Origin of the sequence: Enterobacter sp. EC_64, assembly GCF_019584165.1 — a bacterium.
Classification (GTDB): Bacteria; Pseudomonadota; Gammaproteobacteria; order Enterobacterales; family Enterobacteriaceae; genus Enterobacter; species Enterobacter roggenkampii.
Map to the genome: position 1 here is coordinate 190,504 of NZ_VDAS01000001.1, position 25,420 is coordinate 215,923.

Here is a 25,420-nt window from a genome sequence, read left to right on the forward strand (position 1 = left end):
GTAACGAAAACAACATTTTTCGTTGACGACACCGGGCAGATCGGGTTTAATGCGCCCCGTTGCCCGGATAGCTCAGTCGGTAGAGCAGGGGATTGAAAATCCCCGTGTCCTTGGTTCGATTCCGAGTCCGGGCACCACTATTTAGAAAACCCGCCCTCGTGGCGGGTTTTTGCTTTTGAATTCCTGACAACTTTAGGGATCGTTCCCACCTGCGCCCAGCAGTTTGTTTTTGAAGATAAACAAACACGCCTCGTTGAAGTTCTCCGCCCCCAGTCGTTCCGAGAGCGCCATTCGTTTGCGATAGAGACTTTTCACCGACGTATTCAGCTCGCCTGCAATCTCCTCCATTGACATCCCTGCTCTCAGCAACCGCAACATGATCGTTTCATGCGTGCTCAGCCGTAAATTCAGCAGCCACTTCGTGGTCAGGCGACGGCCCTTCATATTGAGCACCAGGTTAAACAGCGAGGCCATGTCCGGCGCCGTCAGCGACGTATTCATAAACAGCTTCATACTGAGCAGATTCTCCTCGCGGTGGCGCATATCAAGCATAACGCAGCAAATCGTTTTTTTCGTTCTGGCCGGATGGCGTATCAGGTAATCATATAAACGGAGCGGCGCACGACTATCAATCAATACAGAATATTCATCTGCACCGTTATCAAATATGTTTCTGTCAATCGAATCGAGCAGGATAATATCCGGAAAAAATATCCGCATCCCCCTGACAAGGTAGCGATCCTGAGTCACTAACACTATTGAAGTTGCCACTAACCATCCCTTTTAGATTAAAGCAAGAACGATCCTGCGAAAAGAAGACCGCCTTCGTTTTATAGCGCTGTTATATTAACGATAGATGTATTCTGGCTTTAGACATCCCTCAATACACACATTGATGAGTAAGACTTCCTGTAGACTATCATTCAATGTCTGTCTTTAATTATAAATAAAAAACAATCGCAGAAAAGTCACTTCTCTAAACATTAAGAATTTTTGTCATGAAACTTCCCAAACATGCACCAGAAAGTACTTTAATTGAGGCTGACAAGCGTCATTAAAAATATATACAAAACTGTCACAATAAAAATAAAATCATTATATTTCAATTAGTTGTAATTAATCACTCAATTCAAAACAAACTCAAAAAACTGCTCATTACAGAATTATCTCAAAACGACACAGCCGCTTTTCAGCATATTTATCGGGCAACATATCGGGTGTACATTACCTCCCATCCAGTCCACTAAGATGAGGCGCCATAATTACCTTTAAGTAAGTACCCCGTAACGTTACTGCATTCAGATTTAATGTTCTCATTTATGGCCTTTAACGCAGAGTTAAAAGGCAGCCGTGTTATGCAATGGATTCATGATAAACAAATGGCAAATAGATATGGAAAGATCGCTTCGCTTCAGTACATTATTCTTTTATCGCACCCCAACATTATTGTTTCTGTTATTACTCTTTCCTGTTCTGGTTCAGGCGACGGAATCCGTTTATGAGCAACAGATTCAACAGGCGCGTAACGGTAATTACACGTCGTTTCTCGATTATCTTCAGCGTTATCAGCAGCAGCATGCCCTGACGCCTGAGCACGTTGCGGACTGGTTACAGGTGGCGGCCTGGGCAGGCCATGATGACGAGGTTATTCAGGTCTGGCAGCGCTACAGCATTTATATGCCGCTGCCCGCCCGCGGCGTTGCGGCTGTTGCGCAGGCCAGACGAAATCAGAAAGCGTGGCAGCCCGCTCTGGCGCTCTGGAAAGAAGCGCGCAGCCTTGCGCCGGATAACGACGATTATCGTATCGGCTATATCAAAACCCTGGCCGATGCCCGTAAAGATACGCTTGCCCTGCAGGAAGCCCGACGGCTGGTCGCGGAGGATCCCTCTCAGGCGCATCTTCAGACGCTGGCGTATGTCTGGTTACGCCTGGGAAAAAGCTGGGATCGGCTTTTAGCCGACACGCGCGCGCTGTATGTCACGCCAGAAAATCACGCGCTTCTCCGCGAGCGGGTCGACGCGCTAACGGATAACCGGGTCAATACCCCCGCGCTCCTGCTTTCACAAAAGGTGGCGCTAGCCCCCGCGGAGCGTCGTCGTCTTGAGCTGAATGCCGCCGCCGAAAGCGTTCGCCTTGCAGACGTGCCGGGCAGAACAGAAAAGGAGCGCCTGCAGCTTGCGCAATCCGCGCTGAATCGTTACGACGCGCTGCTGTCTCGCTGGCAGAGCGAGCCGCAGGCCGCGGAAGACGTCGTGCTTGCGCGTATCGACCGGCTCGGCGCGCTGTATGCCCATGCCGATTACCCACAGGTCATCAGCGAATATCAGGATCTGACGGCAGCCCGGCATCCGGTGCCGGGCTGGGCAATCGGCTGGGTGATCTCCGCATATCTGCAGGAGAAAAACGCTGCCGCCGCCTTCGCGCTTCTGCAACGCTATCCGCAGTACGCATCCGATCCGCAGGACGAGGAGCACGCGCTTTTCTACGCCTGGCTGGATACGGGAGAGTATCCGTCCGCCCGCCGGTATGTAGAGCGCCACACCCGCAACGTTCCCTGGACCCGTTACGATTTCGGTTCCCCTACCCCTCAGCCGAACGATCGGTGGCTTACCGGTCAGTCGCTCCGTTTTAACTATTTGCTGGCGACGAATGCCCTGCCGGAAGCCGAAAAGCTGGCGCGACGTCTGGCAGCAACCGCGCCGGGCAATCAGGGATTGCAGATTGACTACGCCACCCTGCTTCAGGCGCGAGGCCTGCCGCGCGCGGCCGAGCAAACGCTGAAAATGGCGGAGGCGCTGGAGCCCTCGAATCTGGAGCTTGAGCAGCAGCAGGCTTACGTCGCCATGGATCTGCAGGAGTGGCGGCAGATGGATTTACTGGCCGACGACGTCGTTGCCCGCGCGCCGCGCGATCGCAGCGCCAGGCGTCTGGACAGGCTCCGCACCGTCCACCATATGTCCGAGCTGCGCCTCAACGCGAGCAAGGGTTTGCACTCCGATAACCCCGTCAGCGGGACGCACGACCTCAACTGGGACGCCACGCTCTATGGCCCGCCCGTAGCGGATAACTGGCGGCTGTTTGCCGGCACCCGCTATGCAGAGGGCAATTTCGATGAAGGCAAAGGCTCCAGCCGTCACCTGTTGGGCGGCATCGAATGGCGGCCACGCGATCTCCAGCTCGAAGCCGAGCTCTCCAGCAACCGCTATCACGGGGCAAACAAACCGGGGGCTCGCCTCTCAACGACGTACAGCCTCACCGATAGCTGGCAGGTCAGCGGCAGCCTTGAGCGCCTGTCGCGCACCACGCCCCTGCGGGCGTTACGCAACGGGATCAGCGCCAACCGGGGGGAAGGCGGGGTGCGCTGGTATCAAAACGAGCGCCGTGAGTACCAGTTCAGCGCCGCCGTCAGCCGCTTCTCGGACCATAACCGCCGACAGGAATACACCCTCACGGGTAAGGAGCGTCTCTGGCAGACCCCGTCCCTGACGCTGGATCTCGAGCCGGGGATCGCCGCCAGCAAAAACAGCCTGCGGGACACCCTCTATTACAACCCGGCGCGGGATCTCTCCGTGACGGCCGCCCTGTCCGTCGACCATGAGATGTATCGCCATTACGACACCCTCTGGAGCCAGCAGTTCGCGGCGGGAGGCGGCCGCTACTGGCAGAAAAATCAGTCCGCTGGTGCCATCACCCTGCTGGGTTACGGACAACGCGTTCAGTGGAACAACGTCATGGACGCCGGCGTGATGCTGAACTGGGACAAGCGCCCTTACGACGGCAAACGCGAGAGCAACCTCTCCGTCACGTTTGATGCGACTTTACGCTTTTAAGGATGATGAAGATGAACACACGTTTTTCCGCGAGCCTGATACTCATCGGCTGGCTCTGCCTCAGCGCGAGCGTCTGCGCGCAGGCACTCTCGTTTATTGCGCCCAGCGCGCGGCCACAGCTGGAGGCGAGCAAACCCTGGCCGCAGAACCAGTTTCTGGTGCTGGCCTACCACGACGTCGAAGACGATGCCGCCGATCAGCGCTACCTCTCCGTGCGCACCAGCGCGCTAAACGAGCAGATCGGCTGGCTGCTGCACAACGGTTATCACGTCATCAGCGTGCAGGACATTCTGGATGCCCATGACGGAAAAAAAACGCTGCCGCCCAAAGCCGTTCTGCTCAGCTTTGACGACGGCTACAGCAGCTTTTACACCCGCGTCTGGCCACTGCTTCAGGCGTGGAACGTCCCTGCGCTCTGGGCGCCGGTGGGCAGCTGGGTGGATACGCCGGAAAATCAAAAAGTTAACTTCGGCGGTCTGATGACGGCCCGCGATCGTTTCGCGACGTGGGACATGGTGCGCGAGCTCAGCCGGTCTCCACTGATTGAGATCGGTTCGCACACCTGGGCCTCGCATTACGGCATTGTTGCCAACCCGCAGGGCAGCCGCGAACCCGCCATCGCCAACCGCTTTTACGATAAAGCGACGGGCCGCTATGAAACCGATCGGCAGTTCAACCAGCGGATCGGCGATGACGTTCGCAAAGTGACTGAAAAAATCACGCAGGTGACGGGCAAGGCGCCGCGCGCCTGGGTCTGGCCCTATGGCGCCGCCAACGGCACGTCGCTCGCCATCGCCAGACAGCAGGGTTATCAGCTGGCCTTTACCCTTGAGGACGGGCTGGGGAACGTGCAGGAGCTGGGAAACATCCCCCGTCTGCTGATTGCTGGCAATCCCTCGCTCAAGGCGTTTGCCAGTACGGTCAGCCAGGTTCAGGAGCGCGAGCCCGTGCGCGTCATGCACGTCGATCTCGACTACGTTTACGATCCCAATCCAGCCCAGCAGACGCAAAATATCAACAGGCTGATCCAGCGGGTCTACGACATGAAAATTAGCCATGTTTTCCTGCAGGCGTTTGCCGACCCGCAGGGCGACGGCAGGATCAGGGCGCTCTATTTCCCCAACCGCCAGCTGCCGGTCCGGGCCGATCTCTTTAATTTTGTCTCCTGGCAGCTGCAAACCCGGGCGGGCGTGAAAGTCTTCGCGTGGATGCCGGTGCTCTCGTTCGATCTCGCTCCTGCCCTGCCGCGCGTGCAGCGTCGGGACCGCTCGTCAGGCCAGCTGCGCGAAGCCACCGATCCCTATATCCGGCTCTCCCCGTGGGACCCGCAGGTGCGCCAGCAGGTGACGGACATCTATGAAGATCTGGCCCTCTATGCCAGCTTCAACGGGATCTTATTCCATGACGATGCGGTGCTGACGGACGTGGACGATGGCCCTCAGAGCACAACACGTCAGAAAAGCCAGACGCTTATCGGGTTTACCCACGCCCTGAGCCTCGCGGTGAAGCATATCCGTGGCCCGCAGATAAAAACCGCGCGCAACATGTTCGCCTTGCCCATACTGCAGCCCGAAAGCGAAGCGTGGTTCGCCCAGAATCTTGATGACTTTCTGGCGGAGTACGACTGGACGGTGCCGATGGCTATGCCGCTGATGGAGTCCGTCCCGGCAGACGAAAGTGATGCCTGGCTGACGCGTCTGGTTAAAGCGGTCGCCGCGCGCCCCGGCGCGCTCGATAAAACCATTTTCGAGCTGCAGGCCAGGGACTGGGATGGGAAACCGCAGCGCGCCGTTTCCGACAGCCAGCTGGCACAGTGGATGCGCGTGCTCCAGCTGAACGGCGTCAAAAACTACGGCTACTACCCCGACGATTTCATCAACAACCAACCTGATATCTCACGCATCAGGCCTGTATTTTCTTCGTACTGGTACCCTGACAATGACTGATCGCATTATCGCCTTTTCCATTTTATGTCTGGTATTCGGGTTGCCGTTAGGCGTGGCCGCCCTCTTTACCGGCGAGCTGATTCTGGATTTTGTGTTCTTCTGGCCGCTGTTCATGTCCGTGCTCTGGATAACCGGCGGGCTCTATTTCTGGTTTCAGCTTGAACGCCACTGGTCGTGGGAGAAAGAGACGCCCGCCCCGACGCTCGCCGGTGAGCCGCTCATCTCCATTCTTATCCCCTGCTTCAACGAGGGAAGGAATGCCCGGGAGACCATCAGCGCCGCGCTGGATCAGCGGTATGAAAATATCGAAGTTATCGCCATCAACGACGGCTCGTCTGACAACACCGCGCAGGTGCTGCAGGCGCTGGCGCAGGAGCAGCCGCGCCTGCGGGTGATTAATCTTGCGGAAAACCAGGGGAAAGCGCTGGCGCTCAAAGCCGGGGCAGCGGCGGCCCGGGGCGATCTGCTGGTCTGCATTGACGGCGACGCCCTGCTCGACCGCGATACGGCAGCGTATCTGGTGGCGCCGCTGATTCAGTATCCCCACGTCGGGGCGGTCACCGGGAATCCGCGTATTCGCACGCGCTCCACGCTGATCGGCCGCATTCAGGTGGGCGAGTTCTCATCGATTATCGGGCTCATCAAGCGGACGCAGCGGATCTATGGCCGAGTCTTTACCGTCTCGGGCGTTATCGCCGCCTTTCGCCGACAGGCGCTGGCGGACGTCGGGTACTGGAGCCCGGACATGATCACCGAAGACATTGACATCAGCTGGAAGCTCCAGTTGCGCCACTGGGATATCTTTTTCGAGCCGCGGGCGCTGTGCTGGATCCTGATGCCGGAGACGCTCAAGGGCCTGTGGAAACAGCGTCTGCGCTGGGCCCAGGGCGGCGCGGAGGTGTTTCTGGTCAACCTGCGTAGGATTGTGCGCTGGGAGCATCACCGCATGTGGCCCCTGTTTCTTGAGTATGCCCTGTCAACGCTGTGGGCCTTCGCCTACGCCATGACGGTGCTGTTATTTATCCTCAGCCATATCACGCCGATTCCCGCCAGGCTGACCGTGGAGAGCCTCTTTCCACCGGAGTTTACCGGGCTGCTGCTGGGCGTGATGTGCCTGCTGCAGTTCCTGGTCAGCCTGTTCATTGAGCGGCGCTATGAACGGAAGGTGGCCAGCTCGCTTTTCTGGGTGATCTGGTTCCCGATGGTGTACTGGATGATCGGCCTGTTCACCACCCTCGTCGCGTTTCCAAAAGTCATGCTTAAACGCCAGCGCGCCCGCGCGCGCTGGATCAGTCCGGACCGGGGAAAAGGACGCATTTAATGAACGAAAATACCTTAATTCTGACCGAACATCGGCTGTTGCCACGTCTTTTCGATGCCGCGTTAACGCTGGTGGCGTGGGGAGGCTTTCTGTTTTTCCTGTATGCCCGGCTCTGGATGCAGCTCACCGAGGAGAGCGACCACCGCTGGAGCGTGATTATTGCGTCCTTTAATACGGTGTTGCTCTACCTGCTGTTCGCCGCGCTCAACGGCTGGCTGCTGATTTTGTGGTATCAGTACAATCGCCGTCGGGCCCACGCGAGGCGGCGTCAGCCGGGCTATATTCACCAGGAAGAGCTGGCCCGCAGCTTTAATGTTTCACCGCAGATCATCTCTGAGATGAGCCAGTACAACCTGCTGACGGTCTATCATGACCAGATTGGCCGCATCATCGATCTGAAGATCAACGGGCAGGAAGAGGAAGAACAGTAACAAAAAGCCCCCGCAGGATACCCTGCGGGGGCGTTTTTATTGCGGGTAAGAGCTACTTATCTTTAACCACGATCAGCGGCTCAATATCGCTCTCTTTCTTCACCACCAGCGAGTCATCGCCGCGCAGGCAGGTCCCACCGTAGTTCCCGCCCACGGTAAAGGTACAGACCTGTATGTACTTGCCGTCGACCTTCGGCAGGCACCACAGCTGCTGGTAGATGTTTTTACGGTCGACAAACTTGCCGCTGGATTTATCCAGCAGTTCGTCCTGGGCGCTAATCAGGTCGATATTGCTGCCGCAGCGTCCGGCAATCGGCTTGACGGCGTATCCGGTCTGCTTCAGCAGATCGTTGACCTCAAAATCGGTGTCGAGCAGGTAACGGTGATTCGGGAACAGTTGCCACAGCACCGGAAGAATCGCCTTGTTGCCGGGAATAACGGTCCACAGGGGTTCAAAGACCAGCACCTCCGGGCGCAGCAGGACGTCAATCAGGCGCACTTCGCCTTCAGGATGCCCGGTGCGGATCGGCACCGCCGCGTATTCGGTTTCGCTGACCTCGCGGATCTGCTCAATCGCCGTCTCCCACGCCCAGGTTTTCCACACGCAGTTGACGTGGCGGCCTTCGTCGTCAATTAGCTGTCCGGCGGCATCCCAGCTGAGCGCCCCCAGCCCGTGGAGGATTTTGGTCTCGAACCCGGCCTGCAGCAGAGAACGCTGGATAAAGAGCGCGTGATAATCCTCTTCGACATCGTTGTCCTGCATGATGTGGACGAACGGCCGCGCGTGGCTGTGCTTCCAGGCGCCGGTCAGCTCTTCCAGCAGGCCTTCTGCCGGGTTATGCCCGTTGCCGCGATAGCCGTTTTTGACCCACTCTTCGAGAATCAGCCCGCCCTCGGTATGGCAGGAGGCGGAGTCGGCATTGTACTCGTAGACCTTGATGCCGCGCTCATCCATGCAGAAATCCATACGACCGGTGATCATATGGTGACGACGCCACTGCCAGGAGAGGCGCAGGCGCGGCCAGAGGATTTTCGGGATGTCGAAAAGCGCCAGCAGGCTGTCGTCTTTCAGCACCTTGTCCGTGGCGTGCAGGTACATCAGGTGCAGCTCGTTGGTGGCTTTGATCAGCTCCTGTTCGGCGCTTTCGGTAATGGTGAAGTACTGGCAGGGATCTTTGTTGATCACGTGACCGTTGGCGCGAATATACGCCTGCTGCAATGCGTCATTTTCGTTGAGCCATTTCCCGTCGAACTGACGTGTGTTTTTCAGCCGCGCGCCGCTGATTTTCAGCAGTTCGCCGTCGATTTCCGGCTGCGGAATGCTGTGTTCCGTGTCGTCGGTCTGGATCATCCAGCCGAGGATCTCCGTGTCGCTGAAGGTGTCATGGATCGTATAACGCCCGTTCTCCACGCTCAGACGCAGCTCGCGCGTCCACTGCTGCCCGAGCGGCAGCGGGGAGTGAATCACGTTCTGCTCGGCGATACGCACCTTATCGTCCAGAAGCTGGGTGATCACCGCCACGTGCCCGGTCTCGTGAAACTCGCCGCCCTTTTGCCAGATCAGCAGCGCCCCGGCGCGCGGCGCGCGTTTTGAGCCGTTGGCAAACGCCTGAAGGGGCAGAATGTTATCGTTCACCACCTGACGCAAAAAGCGCAGAGAGAAAATTTCCCACGCCATACCGACGTCGGTAAACACGAAGCCATAGTTGAGGAACAGGAAACGGCGGGCAAACTCAACGCACTGCCACTTGTGGCCCATGTATTCGTTGCCGATATAGCTGCGGAAATCCGCATCTTCCGGATAGTTTCGCGGGTCCAGACTGCCGTAATTTGAAGAGTAAATCGCCACGCCACCGGGCGCATAGCCTAACAATGTCCCGAATGGCGCATCACTGCTTAACGTTCCTTTACGCATGTATCCAACCTAAAACAGGCAGGCGGCAATTTTTATGGGTTGTCGTCGTCTGCACGTTGTAATTAACCTGACAGAGGAGCGTTTATCATACACCTGCGTGGTAAATAATTCGCCTTACCCGGCCGACAAAACGCAAAACCCTGTAGGTCGGGTAAGCGAAGCGCCACCCGACACGTTTAAGGCTCACATCTTAAACAGCCAGCACGCCGCGAAATGCCCTGGCGCGATCTCCTGCATGGCAGGCTCCTGCGTCTGGCAAACCGGCATGGCGTGCGGGCAGCGGCTGCAGAACTTACAGCCCGGCAGCGCGGACGTAGGGACGGGCATTTCGCCGCGCAGGGTTGCGTCTTCGAGGTTGCGAATCCGCGGGTCGGGCTGGGGAACCGCCGCCAGCAGCGCGCGGGTATAAGGGTGCGCCGGACGCTGATACAGCTCATTCGCCGGGGCCACCTCCACCAGCTTACCGAGGTACATCACCCCAATGCGGCTGGAGATATGGCGCACCATCGAGAGATCGTGGGCGATGAACAGATAGGTCAGCCCCAGCTCCTGCTGCAGGTCCTGCAGAATATTCACCACCTGCGCCTGCACCGAGACGTCCAGCGCCGAGAGCGGCTCATCGCACAGCACAAATTCGGGACGCACGGACAACGCGCGGGCAATACTGATGCGCTGGCGCTGCCCGCCGCTGAACTCATGCGGGAACCGCTCAAGGTGCTCCTGCTTGAGCCCCACTTTGTAGAGCAGCGTTTCCGTTCGTTCGCGCTGTTCTTCACGGCTGTAGCCGTGGATCTGCATCGGCTCGGCCACCAGCTGTCGCACGGTCATACCGGGGTTGAGCGAGGAGTAAGGATCCTGAAAAATCGCCTGCATCCGCTTACGCAGCGGCTTGAGCTCTTTTTCGCGGGCGTGGGCAATCGCCTGTCCGGCAAAGTGGATCTCGCCCGCGGTGATATCGAAAAGGCGCAGGATGGCGCGCCCGAGGGTGGATTTCCCGCAGCCGGACTCACCCACCAGGCCAAACGTCTCGCCGGGCTGGATATCAAAGCTCACGCCATCAACCGCCTTCACCGCCGCGCCTTTACGCAGCAAACCGCCGTTAAGCGCATAGTGTTTGCGCAGATCGCGCACGCTTACTAAAGGGGCCTGTTGTTCACTCATGCCTGAATCTCCTTATCGGCCCCTAGCCAGCAGGCGGCGCGATGGCCTTCACCCATGGCGTAAAAAGCGGGCTGCCGCTCACACTGGGGCATGCGTTTCGGGCAGCGTTCGGCGAACGGACAGCCCGGCGGCGGGTTAAGCAGGCCAGGCGGCGCGCCCTCAATGGGCGATAAACGTTGGTTGACCTCATCCGGGCGCGGCAGCGAGGCCAGCAGCCCCTGGGTATAAGGATGCGCAGGGCGATAAAAAATGTCTTCCACGCTCCCCTCCTCCATCACCAGCCCGCCGTACATCACCACCACGCGGCTGCAGACCTGCGCCACCACGCCGAGATCGTGGGTGATCAGCAGAATCGCGGTTTGGGTCTGCTGTTGCAGGCTTTTCAGCAGACGCAGGATCTGCGCCTGAATGGTGACGTCCAGCGCGGTGGTCGGCTCATCGGCAATAAGCAGCTTCGGGTTGCAGGAGAGCGCAATGGCGATCATCACCCGCTGGCGCATCCCGCCGCTGAACTCGTGGAGATACTGGTCGTATCGGCGTTCCGCCTCGGCAATCCCCACCTGTTCCAGCATGGCGATCGCCGCCGCTTTGGCCGCTCTTTTGGTGAGCCCTTTATTGCGCATCAGGATCTCTGCCATCTGTTTACCGATGGTCAGCACCGGATTCAGGGCGGTCATTGGATCCTGGAAAATCATCGCGATCTCGTTGCCGCGAATGGCGCGCATCTGCGCGGGCGTTTTCTGCGCCAGATCGTCATTCTGGAAGCGAATGCTGCCGCCGGTTATCCGTCCGTTGCTCCCCAGAAGCTGAATGATCGACTTACAGGTGACGCTTTTCCCGCAGCCCGACTCGCCGACGATGCCGACGAGTTCCCCCGGCTGCACCTGAAAGCTCACGCCGCGCACCGCGTGAACCTCGCCCTCGCGGGTGCGGAAGGTGGTTTGCAGATTCTCCAGCGCTAATAAGCTACTCATCGCGATTCGCTCCTGGCTCAAAGGCGGTACGGAACACATCGCCCAGCACGTTAAAGCTGAACACCGTCAGCAGGATCAGAATGCCGGGGAACATCGCCAGCCACGACGCTTCGCCAATATAAGACTGGGCGTTGTTGAGCATGCTTCCCCACGACGCCGCCGGTGCCTGTACGCCCAGCCCTAAGAAGCTGAGCGTCGACTCCATCAGAATGGCCGAGGCGATATTGAGCGTGGCGGCCACGATAATGGTCGGCAGCACGCCGGGAATAATGTGGCGCACGATAATGCGCAGCGGGTGTTCCCCCGACGCGCGGGCATAAAGCACATACTCGCGCTCTTTCACCGACAGGGTTTCTGCGCGCACCAGCCGCGACATGTTCATCCACGTCAGCAGGCTGATGATCAGAATGATGTTATCCACGCCCGGCTTGAGGTACGCATTCACCACCAGCAGCAGGAAGAAGGCCGGAATGGCCATCAGGATATCCACGGCGCGCATCATCAGGTTGTCCAGCCAACCGCCAAAGTAGCCGCTCACCGTTCCCACCACCGTACCGATAAGCGTGGAAAAGAGCATGGCGAGAAAACCGACCATCAGGGAGATCTGCCCGCCATACAGCGCGCGGGTGAAGTAGTCGCGCCCGTACTCGTCGGTGCCGAACCAGTGTGCGGCATCCGGCGGCAGCGTGCGTGCGCCGAGCGCCATCCGATCCGGATCGTACGGACTCAAGCCCGCACAGAGCGCGGCGATAACAAATATAAAAAGCACAAACAGGGAGAACTGCGCCGGACGGTTGCGGCGCAGCTGGTGACGAACCTGCTGCCAGCGTCTGCTCATGCGGGTTACCTCAGCGTACGAATGCGGGGATCGGCGAAGCGATAAAGCAGATCGGCGATCAGGTTACCGACGATCAGCATCATCGACGAGAGCATGATGATCGCCATGATCAGCGGGTAGTCCAGCGAGGCGATCGACTGGATCCCGAGCAGCCCCATCCCCGGCCAGGAGAAGACGCTTTCCGTCACGTAGGCCCCCACAATCAGCTCACCGAACGACAATCCGAACAGGGTGATCACCGGCAGCAGCACGTTTTTCAGCACGTGGCGGAACAGAATGCTGGAACGCGTGGCGCCGTAGGCCAGCTGGGTCTGCACATAGTCGGCAGAGAGCTGCGAGATGGTGTTGGAGCGGATGTAGCGCACGTAGCTGGAGAGGTTGTAGAACGTGAGGGCAATGCACGGCAGCACGCCGTGGCGCAGCACGTCCAGCACATTATCCTCCATGCCGATGGTGCGCATTCCCATGCTGGGGAACCAGTTAAGCTGCACGGCAAAGACCGTAATGAGCAAAATGCCGAACCAGAAAATCGGCACCGAGATGCCGATATAGGCGAACAGGTTCAGCAGGTGATCCAGCCCGCGGTGCTTAAATGCCCCGGCCAGCAGGCCCAGCGGGATGGCCAGCACGATCGCCAGCAGCAGCGACGCGCCCATCAGCCCCAGGGTGGCCGGAATGCGTTCGCCGATCATCTCCAGCACCGGGCGGTGGTAAATCAGCGAATAGCCGAGATCGCCCTGCAGGACGTTTTTCAGCCACAGGACGTACTGCGTGACCAGCGGCTTATCCAGCCCCAGGCTCTGGCGAATACGTTCGATATCTTCCGGAGCCATGCGCGGTGTGATGTACGCCGCCACCGGATCGCCGGGCGCGAGCTTGACCAGCAAAAACGCCACCAGCGAAATGAAGAAAAGCATCGGCAGCAGCTGCAGCAGCCGACGCGTGAGGAGTGTGTTCACGACGTGCCCTTACCAAGGCCCCGACCCAACGGCCGGGGCAATCGCTTATTTCTGATAGATTTTTGACAGATCCTGGAACAGATAGACCGGTTTCGGCTCCGCTTCCTCGGTACCGCCGAAACGCTTGTCTACCGCGACGGTCGCATTGGTATAGGCGATCGGGTAGTACGTCATGTCGTTCGCCACGGTCTGCTGAATTTGCTTGTAGATATCGGCACGTTTTGCGGCGTCGGTTTCCACGGCGCCTTTATCCCACAGGGCATCAAACTGCGGATTTTTGTAGTGCGCGTAGTTATAGGCTTCGTTGCTCATGAACAGCGATTTGTAGCCGTCCGGCTCTGAGCCCATGATGTAGCCGCCCAGGTTCAGCTCCCACGCGGTGTTGTTCATATCGAGGCTGCGCTGAGACATGGCGTTGGAGTCCAGCGGCATCAGCTCCACGTTCACCCCAATGCCCTTCAGCGCCTGCTGAATGTAGAGCGCCATGCTCTCCTGGGTTTTGTTGGTATTCACATACGCCAGGCGCAGCTTGAGGTTGTCCGGGGCGCCGGACGCTTTAAGCCGCTCTTTAGCTTTTTGCAGGTCGAAATTGTATTGCTCGACGTCATCCGTCTTGTAAAGCGTATCGGGCGTCAGGAAGGACGTCGCGGGTTTGGCGTAGTCCAGCGAGGTAAAGGCGGTCTGGGTCAGCTCGTCTTTGTTGATGGCGTAAGCAATGGCCTGACGCAATTCTTTGCTCTTCATTACCGGCACGTTCTGGTTGAACGTCATATAGGCCAGACGGCCTTCCGGATAGACCACGAAGTCAAACTTACCGGTATTTTTCAGGCGGTTCACATCCTGCGGGTCAACCATCTTGAGGTTGATTTCACCGTTTTGCAGCGCAAGGTTGGCGGCGTTACTGTCTTTGGCGAAACGGTAGGTCACCGAATCTAGCTTCGCTTTGCCGTTCCAGTAATCGTCAAAACGGGTCAGGGCATAATATTGTCCGGCGCGGTACTCTTTAAATTTGAACGGCCCGGAGCCGACCGGTGCATCGTTTTTGCTGCTCTTTTCCAGGTCGCCTTCGCCGGCGAACACGTGCTGCGGGATCGGGTAGATCTGTACCAGCGTGCCGGTAAAGGCCGCGCTGACCTGCGGTAAGGTGAACTTAACGGTGCGGTCGTCAACCTTGCTTACCTGTACCGGCTTATCGCCGTAGGTGAACATGCTGCGGAAGAAGCTGTGCTGTTTGGCATCGAGCAGCTTGTTGAACGTAAAGACCACGTCGTCCGCCGTCAGCGGCTGGCCGTCCTGCCATTTCAGGTTGGGTTTTAACGTCAGGGTGTAGCTCAGGTTGTCGGCGGAGGGCGTCAGGCTTTCCGCCAGGCCCCATTCGATCTTACCGTTGTTGAAGCTATAGAGCGGGGCATAGAGCGCCTGCATGATCGTCAACGTGGTACGGTCGCTGGCGTAGAGCGGATTTACAGCTAACGGGTCGCCGGAGGTAATACCGATAATCAGCGAACCGCCCGCTTTTGGCGCATCGCTTTTTGCCGCTGAGGGCGTATTTGTCTCTTTATTTTTCGCATCATCACAGCCCGCCAGGCCTAACGCGAGCGAAACAACCACTGCCGATAACAGAAGCTTGCGCATCTCACTAACTCCTTGCCTTATAAAGTGTTTATGACTGCATCTTTTATTTATGTTGAAGCATCATATGCAGCTTTATCCGTTTACGCATTAATTATGAAAATGCGATTTTCGATTAAGCTTATACCTGATTTGATATATATAAGCGCCGGAAGGAATAGCGGCAGATCGATTACGCTCAGTTCGTTAAACGCTTCACAAATCTCCTGCTACACTGCCTCAACACATCACTCAAAAGGCAGGCCAACATGTCAGACAACACGTATCAGCCACCCAAAGTGTGGGAATGGAAAAAGAACAACGGCGGCGCGTTTGCCAACATCAACCGCCCCATTTCCGGCGCGACCCATGAGAAAGATCTTCCTGTCGGTTCGCACCCGCTGCAGCTCTACTCGCTGGGCACACCGAACGGACAGAAAGTGACGATCATGCTCGAAGAGCTGCTGGCGCTGGGCGTAACGGGCGCGGAGTACGACGCGTGGTTGATCCGCATCGGCGAGGGCGACCAGTTCTCCAGCGGCTTCGTTGAGGTGAACCCGAACTCGAAAATCCCGGCGCTGCGTGACCACTCCACGAACCCGCCAACGCGCGTCTTTGAATCCGGCAATATCCTGCTCTATCTGGCGGAGAAATTCGGCCACTTCCTGCCGAAAGATCCGGCGGGACGCACCGAGACGCTGAACTGGCTGTTCTGGCTGCAGGGCGCGGCGCCGTTCCTCGGCGGCGGCTTTGGCCACTTCTATAACTATGCCCCGGTGAAAATTGAGTACGCGATTGACCGCTTTACCATGGAAGCCAAACGCCTGTTCGACGTGCTGGATAAACAGCTGGCGCGCGGTCGCTACGTGGCGGGTGAGGAGTACACCATTGCCGATATCGCCATCTGGCCATGGTTCGGCTGCGTGGCGCTGGGCAACGTGTACAACGCCGCTGAGTTCCTCGACGCAGAAAAGTACACCAACGTGCAGCGCTGGGCGAAAGACGTGGCGAACCGCCATGCCGTTAAGCGCGGACGCATCGTTAACCGCACCAGCGGCGAGCTGAACGAGCAGCTTCACGAACGCCACGCGGCGAGCGACTTCGAGACCAATACGGAAGATAAGCGTCAGGCGTAATGTTCTGCCGGGCGGATCGCCGCCCGGCAACCGAGATCCTTTCGCAGGGCATGATTGGCCTAAAGGTTGAGCCGGTATTGCTGGCACTATCTGTGCGTTTTTCTCACCTCAGAGTGAGAAGCGACGTATCAACCGACAGCAGTCACAAAGGATCTGTTATGAAACTGATTAAAACAACGCTGGTTATCAGCGCCCTCATTTTTTCCACCTCGGGAATGGCCATCGATAAAACCGCCGCTGGCGCGGTAGCAGGCGCTGCCATTGGCGCGGCCACGGGCAAAGATCTGAAATCCACTGTTGGCGGTGCCGTTGTTGGCGCAGGCACGGGTGCCATGTTCAAAAACGGCGACAAAGGTAAAGCCGCGCGTAAAGGCGGCGCCGTAGGGGCTGCCGTGGGTGCAGGCGCCGCGGCGGTTACCGGCAAGAGCGTGCTGAAAGGTGCAGCCGTTGGCGCGGGTACGGGCGCGCTGATTGGTGAAGCGACGCACTGATAAACTTCGCCGGGCGTCGCAGCGCGTGCCCGGCCTCATGGCTGTTCAGTAATAACCCCGCACCCAATCTCGCATTTTTGCGAGCCGCTTTTCGAAATAGCATTTCCCCTCTGTCGCAGCGATGTTAACAATTGCCAGTCGTAGCCTGAAGATTACAATGCATTTGCTTATCGTAAACTACAGGCTACAATAATGGCTAAGGTTAAACACTACATCACAGCTGATGGGTATGACCCTTTTGATGCATATCTAAGAAGTGTGAAAGATCCCATAGCAAAAGCCATGATTGCCACGCGTGTCGCCAGAATGTCAACGGGTAACTATGGTGATTGTAAACCATGCAGAGAGAGCGTTTCAGAGCTCAGAATTAACCAGGGGCCGGGTTACCGTGTCTATTTCAGCGAAGTCTCCGATCCGGCAGATGGCGCAGTGAGTCTGGTGCTACTGACTGGAACGAAAAAAAAGCAAAGTGCAGATATTGAAAGAGCCGTTGAGTACCTCAACGACTACAAGCGCAGGATATAAAAGGAAATCGCAATGGCTAAATCAGTACTCCATGATGACGCAATGGTACAACTCCTGAAAGATTCTCCGGATTTCGCGCCCGTATATCTTCATCAGGCTTTCATTGAAATTGACGAGCCCGGAGGCTATGAGGCATTCATGCTGGCTTTACGACATGTTATAGAAGCCTCCGGCGGGATGACTGTCATTGCAAAACGCGCAGGCATTTCTCGCGAATCACTCTACAAATCACTTTCACCAAACGGTAATCCCTCATTTAAGCGTATCGCCGAAGTGGCATCTGCAACGGGATACCCAATATCCCGAATTGCAACAGCAGGATTAAACACAACAGCGTGAGAGCCACTCCAAAATAGGCCCGGATATGCGACCCGGGCAATACATCAATGGTGATCGTCATACTGATGCTCAATCACCATTCCTTCCGCCACGCTCGCCACATGGCGTGCACGCGGATGATAGACCGGAGCAGGGGCGGCATACGTTGTTTGTACAGGTGCAGGCGCAACGCTTACCGCCTCAGGAACCGTGGCTGACTGCGGAACAATCACGACCTTATACCCGGCAGGAACATCGACCGTGACGCTCTGGGCCATCGCTGTATTGACCACGGCAAAACCTGCCAGGGCAGCAAATAAAATAATACGGTTTTTCATAAATTGAATTATTTCCTGTATCAAGAAGATAATTCATTATGTCGACTGAATCTTAAGACAATATTAATTTTCATGTTCTGAAATGTGCAGAAAATGCCAAATATATTGTTACAAGCGAATATTTTAATATTTGAAATATATTGACTTACGCTTTTTAGAAAGGCGGCAAGAAACATGCTCGCATGCCGCCTCGCCTGTTATGTTAATACTTTATATTCCGCGCTTTTTGCCGTCCGGCCTGTTTCATCTGACGCTTGTCCTGGCGGCAGTCGTGATTACTCTGGTTATTGTTCGCCACGCAGGTCTGTTTCACCTGCCGTGACGCGTCGCGGGTTTCCTGCCTGACATCACGCGCCACGCGCCGCTCCTGCGCCTGCTGGGTCGCACTGGTGGAAACCGAGAAAAGCGTCAGAAAAATGAGAGAAAGGACAGGGATAAAAGATAACGATCTGTTCATAGCAACACCTCGTAGAAGAGAGTCCAGAACGTCAGGGGTTAGCAAAAGAATAGCAGTTTCAGAGCACGCGGAATGGGGAAGGCGTTAATAATGTAAGGCCGCTCAAGGCGGCCTTATCACGTTGCGTTATGCCGTCAGGCGGAACTTCTGCACCGAGCGCTGAAGATCTTCGGTCTGACGCTCCAGCGCCGAAGCCGCCGCGGAAACCTCCTCCACCAGCGAGGCGTTTTGCTGGGTGACGCCGTCCATCTGGGTAATGGCGATACCGACCTGCGAAATGCCCTTACTCTGCTCCTCAGAGGCAGAGGCGATTTGCTTCATAATGGTCGTCACTTCCGTCACGTCCCGCAAAATCGCATCCATGGTCGTACCCGTGTCGCTTACCAGCTTTGCCCCCTGCTCGACGCGCGAAACGGAATCGGTAATCAGCCCCTCAATCTCTTTCGCCGCGTTGGCGCTGCGGCTTGCCAGGTTGCGGACCTCGCCCGCGACGACGGCGAAGCCGCGCCCCTGTTCGCCCGCGCGCGCTGCTTCAACCGCCGCGTTAAGTGCCAGAATATTGGTCTGGAAGGCAATGCTGTTAATGACGTTGGTGATTTCAGCAATTTTCTTCGAGCTTTCCGAAATACCGCTCATGGTGCTTACCACCTCTTCCACCAGCGAACCGCCGCGGCTGGCGGTGGTTGAGGCCACATCGGCCAGCTGGCTTGCCTGACGGGCGCTCTCCGCGTTCAGTTTCACCGTAGCGGTCAGCTGTTCCATGCTGGCTGCCGTCTCTTCCAGCGCCGCCGCCTGCTCTTCGGTACGGGAGGAGAGATCGTTGTTACCGCTGGAAATCTCCGTCGCCCCGCGCCAGATATTTTCACTGCCGGAGCGGATCGTGCTGACCGCCTCGCGCAGGCTGTCCTGCATGGCGCTCAGCAGCGGCACCAGCTGTCCCACGCAGTTGCGGCCGAACGGTTCAATGGGCTGGCTGAGATCGCCCTGAGCAATCTGGCGGAACTGCTGGCGAATGCGGTCGAGCGGTTTGACCAGCATCGCGACCAGGTAACGGTCGGTGAAGAGCAGGATCAGCAGACCGACGATCGTGGCGACGATAATCACCGTACGGGTCATGCTGGTCAGGCCGTCCACCACCACGCGGGTGCTGTCGAGCGACTTCGCGGCAGCATTGTTGAACTCTTCAGCCGCCGCGCCGAACGCGCGGCTCAGCGTTGGCGTGACGTTATTAGCCTGCTGACGATAGCCGTCCAGCGCGCCCAGTTTCGCCTGCTGCATTTGCGGCGTCACGCCCTGTTCGAGCAGCGCCTGCCAGGCACCGATCACCCGGGAAGAGACCTGGGGGTCCATTGGGCCTGGGGAGATCGCTTTCATCTCTGCCAGCTTCTTGCCCATGTTATCCAGCGCCTGCTGGGCAGAGGCCAGATCCGGCGTGCCGCCTGCGGCTTTGACTTCCATTGCGCGGCTCAGACGGGTCACAAAGCGGAAATACTGATCGTTGCCCTGGCTGAGCACCGTCATCTGCTTGACCAGCTGGCGGTCCACCTCGTTGCCATCTGAAACGCGAGACAGAGACCAGGAGCTGTACAGCCCAACACCCGCCCACATTAAACAAAAGATCCCGAGAATCGCCAGCATGACGAAACGGATCGTGAAATTACGGAGCATATTCATAAGTCTTCCTTGCCGTGAGGGTGAATTCGCCCAGAGGCGAGTCTTACCCTCGTTATCGGCAGAAACTGACGAAGTTATACTATTTCGCGCGTAATTTTATAAAAATCTTCGCTACCCTGCCGTTCGCCGGAAAAGGATAATCACTGCGGGGAAAATCTTACTGCTCAATACATGTTTTCATATTTCAGCAGCCGTCGAAATGTAAAACAGACAAACAGTTAATTAACCTCACAACCCGAAAGGATGAATACCCTGATGAATGAGCCGGTCAAAGAACCGCACGACCGGTCAAGAAACCCTTTAATTTGTATGCAAATCATTCCAAAGCATTTAGCTCATGAATTAAATTAAATTTATTAATCAGATTTAATTATTTAAACGCTAATTATTGTGCAGGATATTTTTTTAGATTTCATTACATCCTTACCTGCTGAGGAAGTTCTTATTTTAAATAAATTCATTTAAAAAGAGCCGGACAATTTTCGACTCATCCAGAGAACTTCAAATGCGCAAATTAATGAATCGTACATTGCTTTCGCAATGTGTATTAGTGGCTTTAACGTCATTTGGCGCCCAGGCTAACGTAACACCCGCTACGCCCTGCCAGCCGGGCGTGACATCGCAGACCTGCGGCTTAACGAAATATGTAGATAATAGTTTTTATGAAGATCCCGGCGTGACTAATGCCATTATGGCCGACACCACCGCAAATAATATCTTTATGGATGGAAGCCGTGAATCAGGGGATACCCAGTCATTAACCGTTTCTGGTACCGACATGTCCGGCCATTATATTCAGGGCAGCAACGGGGGGACGGCTAATATTACGGTGAATAACGGCGCCACCGTCGATATGATCGAAGTGGGCAATACCGGTGCAACCACCAATACGACGGTGACCATCGATGACGCCACGCTGAATGGCGAAAATGACGCCGGAAGCTACGAGGGCAAGAAAGCCTATATGATGGGTTCCGCCATTTATCTCGACCCCATGGATAAAGGTTACCACACCGTCAACGTTGAGGACGGCAGCATGCTGCACGGCAGTATTCTCAGTGCGGGAGCCGGTGCACAAAATATTGCCATCAGCAACAGCACGATGGATAAAGGCGGTATTTACGCGGGTAGCGATAAATCTGATACCAATATTACGCTGACTAACGCTTCCGTGGATGCCTCGCAGAGCGAAATCGCGCAGAACATCGACACGCTGGCGGTAAAACTGAGCGGATACAAGCCATTCAGCGACATCAACCTGGATGCCTTTGGCGATGTCGCCATCGCGATGTACGGAACGAAGGCTGATTCGCTGGCGCTGGATAACAGTACGGTCACCGGCGACATTGGGGCCTTTAACGAAAACGGCACCACGCTGATTTCATTGACCAATAACAGCGTGGTAAATGGCAATGTGACCGTCGATGGTAACGCCGCAAATTCCGTTCTGGTGGATAACAGCACCGTGAATGGCGAGATAAATACCAGCCAGAGTACGGGCAATAGCACAATTACGCTGCAGAACAACGCGACCGTCAACGGTGATATTACAACGGGTGCAGGTGATGATACGGTCGTGCTGACCAATGATTCACATGTCAATGGCAATGTTAACGGTGGTGACGGCAGCGATACCCTGTCAATGGATGCGGGCAGTTCTATATCCGGACAAATAAGCCAGTTTGAAACGGTAAATACCACCAGTGATAACAGCATTGCCATTGATAAAATTAACGATGCAACCAGCTGGAGTTTGCAAAACGGTTCAACCCTGATTGCCAACACCACCGGCAGCAATGCGCTGGTTACCATGAGCACCGACAGCTACGTGAATTTCGGTAATATTACCGGCGCCAATAACGCCGTGGTGGTGAACAGCATTACGCCGTCAGCGCAAAATCAGCAGGGAATAGTCCTGGGGACCTTCACCACGTCGGGCAGCAGTGCGCCGCAGAATTATGCAGCAGCCACGTTTACCAACGGCGACCAGACCGTGGAGAACCGTAGCGGCGCGTATAACTACAACAACAGTCTGAATATTGTTGCGGCCGACAGCGCGCCTCAGGCTCAGCTGACTGCAGATAATAGCCAGAGCTGGAATATTGAATTTAACAGCCAGAAGGGCAACCTTGCGAGCGACGTTCAGGGGCTGGTAGCCGGCCTGGATGCAGCGGAACAGGCCGGGCATCAGGTAGCGGATGACATCAGCAACCACATGAACCAGGTGCATCTGGCAAACCTGCTGGGAGAACAGCAGGACGGTGCGCAGGTCTGGGGCGATTTCCTTTATCAGAACGGTAATTTCAGCAACGACGTCGACTATAAAAGCATCACTCAGGGTGCGCAGGGCGGCGTAGACTGGACGGCACATCTGGACAACGGCGACAGCGTCACCGGCGGTATCGCGCTGGCGTGGACGCGCAGCCGCGTGCAGGACACCAGCGACGGCGCGGATAGCTTCAAAGACAGCGTTTACGGTAACTACTACAGCCTGTATGGCGGCTGGCAGCAGGCGCTGAACGGCCGAACCTGGGGTCTGTTTGCTGACGGCAGCTTCAGCTACGGCGATATGCGTTACTCGCTGTCTGCCAACAACGTGACGGGCGATACCAGCGGCATGACGGAAGCGCTGCACGGCTCCACCGATGGCAGTCTGTATCTGGCGCAGGCCCGCACCGGGGTGAACGTGTTGCTGCCAGGCGAAACGCTGCTGCAACCCTACGCCACTCTTGGCTGGGATCAGACCAAAGCGAACGGCTTCTCTGACAGCGAAGTCACCTTTGCCGACAGCCAGGTCTCTTCCTGGAACGGCGGTGCGGGCGTGAGGCTCACCACCACCCTTCGCGATTTGAACAAGAACGTGAAGGTGATGCCGTGGATCGACGCTCGCTTCCAGAAAGAGTTCAGCGATGACACCGACATTCAGGCGGCGGATTATCACAACACCTCCGGTCACAACAACACCATGGGCATCTTTGGGGCAGGTATCAACGCCACCATCGCCCATAACTTCACCCTGACTACCGGCGTCTATGTCGGTACTGGCGATGTGGATAACGATGCCAGCGTACAGGCGGGGATGAGCTATAGCTTCTGATTGTCGTCTGATTGCCCGGTGACCTGCGTGTACCGGGCAGTGCGGGACTCAACGTCTGACGCATCCCGGGGAAAATTGCTGGCAGGGAGTTCTGCCATCGCTTCTCCCCGGGATTTGTGTTTTGATAAGGACAGAATGAAAACGCCGTTTCAAAAATTCATCGATAAGAAAAGGAGACATCATGTCCTGGTACCCTGCCCCTGACCGCTACGAGAATATGCAGTACCGCCACTGTGGCAAAAGCGGCCTTCGCCTGCCCGCGCTGTCGCTTGGCCTGTGGCATAGCTTCGGCCATATTCAGCCTCTTGATGCCCAGCGGGCGCTGCTGCGTAAAGCCTTTGACCTCGGCATTACCCATTTCGACCTTGCCAACAACTACGGCCCGCCAGCAGGCAGCGCAGAAGAGAATTTTGGCCGTCTGCTGCGGGAGGACTTTGCCGCGTATCGCGACGAGCTGGTTATCTCCACCAAGGCGGGTTACGACATGTGGGCCGGGCCATACGGCTCAGGCGGATCGCGCAAATATCTGCTCGCCAGCCTCGATCAGAGCCTGAAACGCCTGGGCGTCGAATACGTGGATATTTTCTATTCCCACCGCGTGGATGAAACCACGCCGATGGAAGAGACGGCCTCTGCGCTTGCCCACGCCGTGCAGAGCGGCAAAGCGCTGTATGTAGGCATTTCCTCCTATTCAACCGAGCGCACGCAAAAAATGGCCGAGCTGCTGCGCGAGTGGAAGATCCCCCTGCTGATCCACCAGCCGTCCTATAACCTGCTCAACCGCTGGGTCGATAAGACCGGTTTGCTGGATGCGCTGGCGGCCAACGGTACCGGGTGCATCGCCTTTACCCCGCTGGCGCAGGGGCTGCTGACCGGAAAATACCTGAACGGTATTCCTGAAGATTCACGCATGCAGCGTGAAGGCAAGAAAGTCCGCGGTCTGAACGAAAAAATGCTGACCGAAGCCAACCTGAACAGCCTGCGTTTGCTGAGTGAAATGGCGCAGGCGCGGGGTCAGACTATGGCGCAGATGGCGTTGAGCTGGCTGCTGAAAGACGCGCGCGTGACGTCAGTGCTGATTGGCGCAAGCCGCCCGGAACAGATTGAGGAGAACGTTCGGGCGCTGGATAACGTGTACTTCAGTGAGGACGAACTCAAGCGGATTGAGCAGCATGTTGCGGATGGGGAGTTGAACCTGTGGCAGGCGTCGTCTGATAAATAAGGCCGCACCGAGCAGTCCCCTCTCCCCTTTGGGGAGAGGGTTAGGGTGAGGGGTAAGGCGTACTTTACTTCTTACTGATCTTATCCAGATACCCCATCACAAACGCAGACAGCACAAACGTCAGATGGATAATGACGTACCACATCAGTTTGTTATCCGGCACGTTCTTCGCGTCCATAAACACGCGTAGCAGGTGGATAGAAGAGATCGCCACAATCGACGCGGCCACTTTATTCTTCAGCGACGAGGCATCCATTTTGCCCAACCAGCTGAGCTTCTCTTTGCGCTCGTCGATATCCAGCTGAGAGACGAAATTCTCGTAGCCGGAGAACATCACCATTACCAGCAGCCCGCCCACCAGGGTCATATCCACCAGCGACAGCAGAACCAGAATCAAATCCGCCTCGGCAATGGAAAAGATATTCGGCAGAACGTGCAGGATTTCCTGAAAGAACTTAATCGTCAGCGCGATAAGCGCCAGCGAAAGGCCAAAATAGACGGGGGCCAGTATCCAGCGAGAGGCGTACATGGCATTTTCAAAAAAGCGTTCCATAAAGTCCTGTTTGCAAAAGAAACCAGCGCCCAGTATATCCCAATGGCGCTGACTGTTTGCAATAGCTCACCAGTATGGTCACTCAGACGTTGTCGGGGTTAACCTCGGGACGGGCGTATTCCGGCCAGACCAGCACCACCAGCTCCGGGTAGGCTTCCAGGCTGAACTCACGAAAACACTGACGCAAATTTAATACGTCCAGATCGGAATAAGAGACCTTCTCGCCGTTAAGGCAGCGTTTTTTGATATTGTCATAATATTTATACACGGCTGAATTGAGATCGCTACAGCGACGCTGCGCTTCAAACAGTCCGGGCGTGTCATTAATTTCCGACATTTTCATGCGCTTAATTGTCGCGTGTAAAAAGTCGATATATTCATGGTTCACCCGCCAGTACCAGACAGGCGTAACGGAGTTCATCAATACAGAGAAATGGTCTTCCCCTTCCTCTTTTGTCATGAGTTCCGGTTGCGGCGGTTCACTGGTGTCTTTCGACACTTTCGTTTTATTGAACTCCTGCATCAATAAAAGCACACCAGCGGTCAGTAATAGTAATGTGATGACCGTAAAAAAGATGCTGTTCATGGGTAGGCTCCATTTTTTTTGATTTTAAATTTGCCT

Annotated in this window: 22 protein-coding genes and 1 tRNA gene; 11 read left to right on the plus strand and 12 right to left on the minus strand. The window is 56.4% G+C overall.

What is annotated here, in order from left to right:
• Positions 1-61 precede the first annotated feature (61 nt).
• Positions 62-137 (plus strand) — tRNA-Phe (locus tag FHC52_RS00895).
• Positions 138-192: 55 nt separating this feature from the next.
• On the opposite strand, the gene FHC52_RS00900 is transcribed toward FHC52_RS00895, so the two are convergent.
• Positions 193-720 carry a LuxR C-terminal-related transcriptional regulator gene (locus tag FHC52_RS00900; protein ID WP_021242095.1) on the minus strand — a complete coding sequence of 176 codons (528 nt, stop codon included), beginning with the start codon at positions 718-720 and terminating at the stop codon, positions 193-195.
• A 672-nt stretch (positions 721-1,392) separates the two neighbouring features.
• Here FHC52_RS00900 and pgaA point away from each other — a divergent pair.
• The 4 genes from pgaA to pgaD are packed head-to-tail and all read left to right on the plus strand — an operon-like array spanning position 1,393 to position 7,529.
• Positions 1,393-3,831, plus strand: a complete 2,439-nt coding sequence (pgaA, locus tag FHC52_RS00905; RefSeq protein WP_220419858.1) for a poly-beta-1,6 N-acetyl-D-glucosamine export porin PgaA — start codon at positions 1,393-1,395, stop codon at positions 3,829-3,831.
• Positions 3,832-3,833: 2 nt separating this feature from the next.
• Entirely contained in the window at positions 3,834-5,777 is a 1,944-nt protein-coding gene (pgaB, locus tag FHC52_RS00910) for a poly-beta-1,6-N-acetyl-D-glucosamine N-deacetylase PgaB (protein ID WP_220419859.1), read from the plus strand.
• On the plus strand, positions 5,770-7,098 hold the full coding sequence (gene pgaC / locus FHC52_RS00915; protein WP_126288413.1) for a poly-beta-1,6-N-acetyl-D-glucosamine synthase: 1,329 nt from the start codon (positions 5,770-5,772) through the stop codon (positions 7,096-7,098). Before pgaB ends, pgaC begins: the two co-directional genes overlap by 8 nt.
• Complete coding sequence (gene pgaD / locus FHC52_RS00920) at positions 7,098-7,529, plus strand: poly-beta-1,6-N-acetyl-D-glucosamine biosynthesis protein PgaD (RefSeq protein WP_023294542.1); 432 nt, start codon at positions 7,098-7,100, stop codon at positions 7,527-7,529. The genes pgaC and pgaD overlap by 1 nt, the downstream gene beginning before the upstream one ends.
• A 52-nt stretch (positions 7,530-7,581) precedes the next feature.
• On the opposite strand, the gene gss is transcribed toward pgaD, so the two are convergent.
• The 6 genes from gss to FHC52_RS00950 form a co-directional block, all read right to left on the minus strand.
• A complete protein-coding gene (gene gss, locus FHC52_RS00925; protein ID WP_126288411.1) occupies positions 7,582-9,444 on the minus strand; it encodes a bifunctional glutathionylspermidine amidase/synthase in 1,863 nt (620 codons plus the stop codon).
• Between the two features lie 183 nt (positions 9,445-9,627).
• Positions 9,628-10,605, minus strand: coding sequence for an ABC transporter ATP-binding protein (locus tag FHC52_RS00930; protein WP_126288409.1), 978 nt, complete (start codon positions 10,603-10,605; stop codon positions 9,628-9,630).
• Positions 10,602-11,579, minus strand: coding sequence for an ABC transporter ATP-binding protein (locus tag FHC52_RS00935; RefSeq protein ID WP_220419860.1), 978 nt, complete (start codon positions 11,577-11,579; stop codon positions 10,602-10,604). Before FHC52_RS00935 ends, FHC52_RS00930 begins: the two co-directional genes overlap by 4 nt.
• Positions 11,572-12,417: an ABC transporter permease gene (locus tag FHC52_RS00940; RefSeq protein ID WP_008499793.1), complete on the minus strand. Its 846-nt coding sequence runs from the start codon at positions 12,415-12,417 to the stop codon at positions 11,572-11,574. Before FHC52_RS00940 ends, FHC52_RS00935 begins: the two co-directional genes overlap by 8 nt.
• Positions 12,418-12,422: 5 nt before the next feature.
• On the minus strand, positions 12,423-13,376 hold the full coding sequence (locus tag FHC52_RS00945; RefSeq protein ID WP_023294547.1) for an ABC transporter permease: 954 nt from the start codon (positions 13,374-13,376) through the stop codon (positions 12,423-12,425).
• Between the two features lie 45 nt (positions 13,377-13,421).
• Positions 13,422-15,011 carry an ABC transporter substrate-binding protein gene (locus tag FHC52_RS00950; RefSeq protein WP_126288405.1) on the minus strand — a complete coding sequence of 530 codons (1,590 nt, stop codon included), beginning with the start codon at positions 15,009-15,011 and terminating at the stop codon, positions 13,422-13,424.
• Between the two features lie 245 nt (positions 15,012-15,256).
• On the opposite strand from FHC52_RS00950, the gene yghU reads away from it, so the two are divergent.
• From yghU to FHC52_RS00970, 4 genes are all read left to right on the plus strand, one after another.
• On the plus strand, positions 15,257-16,123 hold the full coding sequence (gene yghU / locus FHC52_RS00955; protein ID WP_126288403.1) for a glutathione-dependent disulfide-bond oxidoreductase: 867 nt from the start codon (positions 15,257-15,259) through the stop codon (positions 16,121-16,123).
• Positions 16,124-16,281: 158 nt separating this feature from the next.
• Positions 16,282-16,614: a glycine zipper domain-containing protein gene (locus FHC52_RS00960; RefSeq protein WP_008499797.1), complete on the plus strand. Its 333-nt coding sequence runs from the start codon at positions 16,282-16,284 to the stop codon at positions 16,612-16,614.
• Positions 16,615-16,806: 192 nt separating this feature from the next.
• Positions 16,807-17,139 carry a type II toxin-antitoxin system RelE/ParE family toxin gene (locus tag FHC52_RS00965; RefSeq protein WP_008499798.1) on the plus strand — a complete coding sequence of 111 codons (333 nt, stop codon included), beginning with the start codon at positions 16,807-16,809 and terminating at the stop codon, positions 17,137-17,139.
• 12 nt (positions 17,140-17,151) lie between these two features.
• Complete coding sequence (locus tag FHC52_RS00970; protein ID WP_008499799.1) at positions 17,152-17,478, plus strand: DNA-binding protein; 327 nt, start codon at positions 17,152-17,154, stop codon at positions 17,476-17,478.
• 44 nt (positions 17,479-17,522) lie between these two features.
• Here the strand turns inward: FHC52_RS00970 and FHC52_RS00975 are convergent, their stop codons facing one another.
• The 3 genes from FHC52_RS00975 to FHC52_RS00985 all read right to left on the minus strand — a co-directional run bounded on the left by FHC52_RS00975 (position 17,523) and on the right by FHC52_RS00985 (position 19,926).
• Complete coding sequence (locus FHC52_RS00975; protein ID WP_008499800.1) at positions 17,523-17,795, minus strand: hypothetical protein; 273 nt, start codon at positions 17,793-17,795, stop codon at positions 17,523-17,525.
• Between the two features lie 202 nt (positions 17,796-17,997).
• The gene (locus FHC52_RS00980) at positions 17,998-18,252 is read right to left on the minus strand and encodes a hypothetical protein (RefSeq protein WP_023294551.1); all 255 of its coding nucleotides are present in this window, start codon (positions 18,250-18,252) and stop codon (positions 17,998-18,000) included.
• 126 nt (positions 18,253-18,378) lie between these two features.
• Positions 18,379-19,926: a methyl-accepting chemotaxis protein gene (locus tag FHC52_RS00985; RefSeq protein WP_023344920.1), complete on the minus strand. Its 1,548-nt coding sequence runs from the start codon at positions 19,924-19,926 to the stop codon at positions 18,379-18,381.
• Between the two features lie 550 nt (positions 19,927-20,476).
• Between FHC52_RS00985 and FHC52_RS00990 the strand changes: the two genes are divergently transcribed.
• Positions 20,477-23,023 (plus strand): autotransporter outer membrane beta-barrel domain-containing protein, encoded by a 2,547-nt coding sequence (locus FHC52_RS00990; protein WP_223825737.1) that lies wholly within the window; start codon positions 20,477-20,479, stop codon positions 23,021-23,023.
• A 181-nt stretch (positions 23,024-23,204) separates the two neighbouring features.
• The gene (locus FHC52_RS00995) at positions 23,205-24,245 is read left to right on the plus strand and encodes an aldo/keto reductase (protein ID WP_126288401.1); all 1,041 of its coding nucleotides are present in this window, start codon (positions 23,205-23,207) and stop codon (positions 24,243-24,245) included.
• 64 nt (positions 24,246-24,309) lie between these two features.
• On the opposite strand, the gene FHC52_RS01000 is transcribed toward FHC52_RS00995, so the two are convergent.
• The gene (locus tag FHC52_RS01000; protein WP_008499805.1) at positions 24,310-24,798 is read right to left on the minus strand and encodes a TIGR00645 family protein; all 489 of its coding nucleotides are present in this window, start codon (positions 24,796-24,798) and stop codon (positions 24,310-24,312) included.
• Between the two features lie 82 nt (positions 24,799-24,880).
• Positions 24,881-25,384: an ESA_00282 family adhesion-associated protein gene (locus tag FHC52_RS01005; RefSeq protein ID WP_008499806.1), complete on the minus strand. Its 504-nt coding sequence runs from the start codon at positions 25,382-25,384 to the stop codon at positions 24,881-24,883.
• Between the last annotated feature and the right edge of the window lie 36 nt (positions 25,385-25,420).